The sequence below is a fragment of the Bartonella sp. AC329YNZD genome (genome assembly GCF_042196685.1).
Classification (GTDB): Bacteria; Pseudomonadota; Alphaproteobacteria; order Rhizobiales; family Rhizobiaceae; genus Bartonella.
This window is the reverse complement of record NZ_JBHIQS010000083.1, coordinates 1-1103: the sequence shown is the minus strand read 5'-3', so window position 1 is coordinate 1103 and position 1103 is coordinate 1. Positions and strand designations below refer to the sequence as shown.

1 protein-coding gene and 1 pseudogene are annotated in these 1103 nt (G+C 32.6%); both read left to right on the top strand.

The genetic code is table 11. The features are described 5' to 3' along the window. Positions 1-252, top strand: a pseudogene (locus ACFIMW_RS09315) (DUF3987 domain-containing protein); the annotation flags it as partial. Between the two features lie 615 nt (positions 253-867). Further along, the coding region (locus tag ACFIMW_RS09310) for a hypothetical protein (protein WP_375608900.1) at positions 868-1103 on the top strand (236 nt) is incomplete at its 3' end.

The following is a 1103-nucleotide window of genomic DNA, read 5'->3' as shown; positions in this document are numbered from 1 at the left end:
AGCTTAGCAACAGAGGGGGCAAAATTAATTGTCGAACGTTGTGATTGTTTACCCGATGTTTTTACAACAAGGGATATCTATAGACGCTGTTGGCGTTCTTTAAAAAACAAAGAAGCTGTGAAGCAAGCTTTAGAGCTTTTATGCTGTTCTAATCATCTTCGAAAAAAGTTTATAACACATCAGACAAGTGGACACCCTAGCACTTATTATGAATGGAATCCTTTAGTCAAAAACAGCAGCATAAAACAATAAAGAAACTTTTTTTAAAAACTTTCTACTCAAAGAGGCAAAACTCTTTTTAATGGCATTCTTATCAAGGAATTTTTCTCCAAAGATAATAATCTGAGTGACCTTATAGGAAGAGTTTTGTCAGTGTTGTCAGTTCTGTCAGTTCCTTTTAGACCCTCTATTATTTTTTTAATGAGAAAAATTAAAAACATTATATTTCAATAGGTTAATATCTTTAAAACATAACTCATATCAAGAGTACAGTCTTTAAAGATAACCAATGATGTGAATTGATTAAAACTTGTCAGTTATGTGTCAGTAAATTGAACTGACAAAAGTGATTATTTTAGTGCTTCGTAAAACACTTCAAAATACTCATTATGATATTTTATGTACATAGTTCATTTGTCTTGATGAATACGTGAAACGAATAGCAGATTTCACTACTTTGCTGATCTACTCCATGTCATGGACTGTGGATAAACAACCTTTAAAACCCCTTTTGAAAAAAATATCGGCTTTTTTTAGCAGTTTTTTCCCATTTTATCGTTATTTGCCTTAAATGCATTTAATTGAATTCGTTTTGATTCTTTTGATGGTTATTGATCATCTCATAAGGCAAGGGATTTTTATTACAATATGCTGCAATCTATTAAGTATGATAACAAACACGTTACTTTGCGCTCTCTGTTGGAATATTATCGTCAACGAGCTAAATCACCCCGTGAATTAGGAACCATGTTTGAAAACCTTGTCATGGCTTATTTGAGTGAAGACCCTCTTCAAAAGCAAGAATATGAAAAGGTTCAAACTTATTTGGAATGGGCGCAAGAGCATGGAGAAAATGGAACTGATATTGGGATTGATTTGGTCGC